Raw genomic sequence first — 3,481 nt, forward strand, 5'->3', positions numbered from 1 at the left:
TCGCCGCACGGGGCGACGACGGCGACGTCCTGATCACCGGCCTCCCGCTGCGCCCCGTCGAGGAGACCGTCCACCGCCTGGAGGCGGTCGAGGCCGTGGTCTTCGCCGTGGCCCTGGTCACGGCCGGGTGCGCCGCCGCACTGTGGGTACGGCTCTCGCTGCGCCCCCTCGAACAGGTGGCCCGCACGGCCGGCGAGGTCACCCGGCTGCCGCTGGCGACCGGCGAGGTGGCCATGCCCGGTCCCGTGCCGTACGCCGATCCGGACACCGAGGTCGGCCGGACGGCCACCGCCCTGAACCACATGCTCGGCCACGTCGGCGACGCCCTGACCCGCCGCCACATCAGCGAGGAACGGCTGCGGGGCTTCGCCGCCGACGCGAGCCATGAACTGCGCACCCCCGTGGCGACCATCCGGGCCCGCGCCGAGCTGGCCCTGCGCCACCCCGGCCCGGTGCCCGACGAGGTGCGCCACGCCCTGCGCCGGGTGGCCGCGGAATCCCGGCGGATGACCGCCCTGGTCGAGGACCTGCTGCTGCTCGCCCGCCTCGACGCCGGGCGCCCGCTCCAGCGGGAGGAGGTCGACCTGACCCGTGTCCTGCTCGACGTGCTCGACGACGTCCACGTGCTCTCTCCCGGCCACCGCTGGGAACTGGACCTGCCCGAGGAGCCCGTCATCGTCCCCGGTGACCGGCACCGGCTGCACCAGGTGGTCGCCAACCTGCTCGCCAACGCCCGCCTCCACACCCCGCCGGGCACCCGCATCACCGCCGCGCTGTCCACCGGACCAGGCCGCGCCGTCCTCACCGTGACCGACGACGGACCCGGTGTCGCGCCGGCTCTGCTGCCCGACGTCTTCCGGCGCTTCTCCCGGGGCGACACCGGCCGCTCCCGCCACACCGGCTCCACGGGCCTCGGCCTCGCCATCGTCGAGGCCATCGCCCACGCACACGGCGGCACGGCCACGGCCGAGAGCCGCCCCGGTCTCACCCGCTTCCGGCTGAGCCTGCCCACAGCTGCCCGGGCCGAGGACACAGCCTGTCCCTGACCGTCCACGAGGGGCGGGGTGGAGGCGGGTGGAGAAACATCTCCACCCGGATCTACTCCCCACGCCTCAGGACGGGAGACCGGGGCCGCCCTACCGTCTTCCCCAGACGGTCCTGAACGCCGGCTTCCTCCCTTCCCTTCGCAGCAGGGGGTCTCCCATGTCATCAACCCCGTCCAGCCCCGCAGACCACGGCGAGAACAGCGCCCCCGCCTCCCGGTCCCGCGCCGTGAAGCGTGCGATGGTCACCACGCTCCTCTACGACATCGGCCTGTCGGTCATGGCGTACTTCGCAGCCGAGTTGCTCGGCGCCACCACCTACGTCGCCCTGCTGGCCGGCACCGTCGTCACCGGCGCGCGCATGCTCTGGGTGGCGGCACGCCAGCGCCGGGTCGACCCGTTCGCACTGTTCCTGCTCTTCCTCTTCGGCGCGAGCCTGGCCCTGAGCTTCACCAGCGGCGGAGCCAGGTTCATCCTCGCCAAGGACTGCGCGCAGTCCGCCGTGGCCGGTCTCGTCCTCGTCGGCAGCTGCGCCGTCCGCCGCCCCCTCGCCTACTACGCCGCGCTGCGGTTCGCCCGGCAGGCCGGGACGCGGCAGGCGGCCGAGTTCCAGGCCAGGGCCGGCACGGCCACCATGCGGGCCCGCTGGCGGCGCGTCACCCTCGTCTGGGGCACCACGCTCCTGATCGACGCCTCGCTGCGCATCGCCGCGGTCTACCTGCTTCCGATCGAGGTCGCCTCGAACGTGTCGCAACTGCTCATGTTCGCCTTCATCGGCGGCCTGGTCCTGTGGACCGTCCGCTCGATGAAGAGGGAGCACACCGGCCCCCAGGGCGAGACCGCCGTCGGCCTCGGCCGAGCCCGTGGCTGACGGTCTGCTCCGAGCCGAGCGTGCGCGACACGGCAATTTAGGGCATATCTCCCAATATCGGCCGCGGTCCTGTGTTAGGGATAGTGCGTAAAGATCATCGGAATGGAAGGTATGTGGCGATGTACGCAACTCTTCTCCGCGCGACGACGGCCCTGGGTACGGCGGCGGTGCTGACCCTCGGCGGAGCCGCCGTGGCCAGTGCGGACGGCGTCGGCAGCTCGGGCATCGGCAACCCCGGTGTCGGGAGCGCCGGCATCGGCAACGAAGGCGTCGGCAACGCGGGCGTCGGCAACGAAGGCGTCGGCAACGCGGGCGTCGCGAACGGCGGCATCGGGAACGCCGGGTTCGCCAACTGGGGACTGGGCACCGCGGGTGTCGGCAACACGGGCCTCGGCAGCCACGGCATCGGCAACTCGGGCCTCGGCACCGCCGGCATCGGCAACTGACACAGGCCCACGAGCCCGCACCACCGCCCCACCTGGAGCGCCCGGCGCGTCGACCGCCGGGCGTCCCTTGCGTGTGTTGAGGCCACACACCCGGTGACCCGGACCGGAGGGTCCGCCGCGCACCAGCCCGGCGAGGATCAGACCACGGACGAACGCCTCGGATCGGTGGGACGGATTCACTTCTTCTCCAGCCGCCGGGCGGGCCACGCCGACAGGCCGCTGGCGGAAGGCGGAAGAGGGGCGGTTCAGGCGAGGGCGACCAGGTCGCGGTAGTCCTCGCTCCACAGGTCCTCGTCCGCGTCCGGCAGCAGCAGGACGCGGTCGGGACGCAGGGCGTCGATGGCGCCTTCGTCGTGGGTGACCATCACGATCGCGCCGGGATAGCGTCCGACGGCCGCCAGGACCTCGGCCCGGGAGACGGGATCGAGGTTGTTGGTCGGCTCGTCCAGCAGCAGCACGTTCGCACCGGAGTGGACCAGCCCGGCCAGCGCCAGGCGGGTCTTCTCCCCGCCGGACAGGACCCCGGCGCTCTTGTCCGCGTCGTCCCCGCCGAACAGGAACGCCCCCAGGACCCGCCGGGCCTCGCCGTCCGTCAGGTGCGGGGCGGCCTCCTTGAGGTTCCCCAGGACGGTGAGTCCGGGGTCGAGGGTGTCGTGTTCCTGGGCGAAGTAGCCCAGCCGCAGCCCCGGCCCGTGCACCACCCGTCCGGCATCGGGCCGTTCCGCACCGGCGAGGACGCGCAGCAGGGTGGTCTTGCCCGCGCCGTTGAGACCGAGGACGACGAGGCGGCTGCCGCGGTCCACGGCCAGGTCCACGCCGTCGAGCACCCGGTGGTTCCCGTACGACTTGGACAGGCTGACCGCGCCCAGCGGGACGCGGCCGCACGGCAGCGGCTCGGGCAGCCGGATCCGGGCCGCCTTCTCCACGCGGCGGGCGGGTTCCAGTTCCGCCAGCATGCGGTCCGCGCGCCGGGCCATGCTGCGGGCCGTGACGGCGGTGGCCGAGCGGGCCTTCATCTTCTCGGCCTGCGCGTGCAGGGCCGCCGCCTTGCGCTCGGCGTTCGCCCGCTCCCGTTCCCGCCGCCGGTGGTCCGTCTCGCGCCGCGTCAGGTAGGTGGTCCA

General features: G+C 73.5%; 4 protein-coding genes. 3 read left to right on the forward strand and 1 reads right to left on the reverse strand.

Annotated features, from left to right (window positions below; genetic code table 11):
• The 3 genes from ACFVXK_RS37480 to ACFVXK_RS37490 form a co-directional block, all read left to right on the forward strand.
• The coding region (locus tag ACFVXK_RS37480; RefSeq protein ID WP_389621520.1) for a sensor histidine kinase at positions 1 to 1,046 on the forward strand (1,046 nt) is incomplete at its 5' end.
• Between the two features lie 157 nt (positions 1,047 to 1,203).
• The gene (locus tag ACFVXK_RS37485; RefSeq protein WP_389621523.1) at positions 1,204 to 1,914 is read left to right on the forward strand and encodes a VC0807 family protein; all 711 of its coding nucleotides are present in this window, start codon (positions 1,204 to 1,206) and stop codon (positions 1,912 to 1,914) included.
• 119 nt (positions 1,915 to 2,033) lie between these two features.
• Positions 2,034 to 2,360: a hypothetical protein gene (locus tag ACFVXK_RS37490; RefSeq protein ID WP_389621526.1), complete on the forward strand. Its 327-nt coding sequence runs from the start codon at positions 2,034 to 2,036 to the stop codon at positions 2,358 to 2,360.
• A 245-nt stretch (positions 2,361 to 2,605) separates the two neighbouring features.
• On the opposite strand, the gene ACFVXK_RS37495 is transcribed toward ACFVXK_RS37490, so the two are convergent.
• Positions 2,606 to 3,481, reverse strand: an 876-nt coding sequence (locus ACFVXK_RS37495) for an ATP-binding cassette domain-containing protein (RefSeq protein WP_389621528.1), incomplete at its 5' end; no start/stop codon positions are given.

Origin of the sequence: Streptomyces sp. NPDC058157 (genome assembly GCF_042884105.1) — a bacterium.
Classification (GTDB): domain Bacteria; phylum Actinomycetota; class Actinomycetes; order Streptomycetales; family Streptomycetaceae; genus Streptomyces.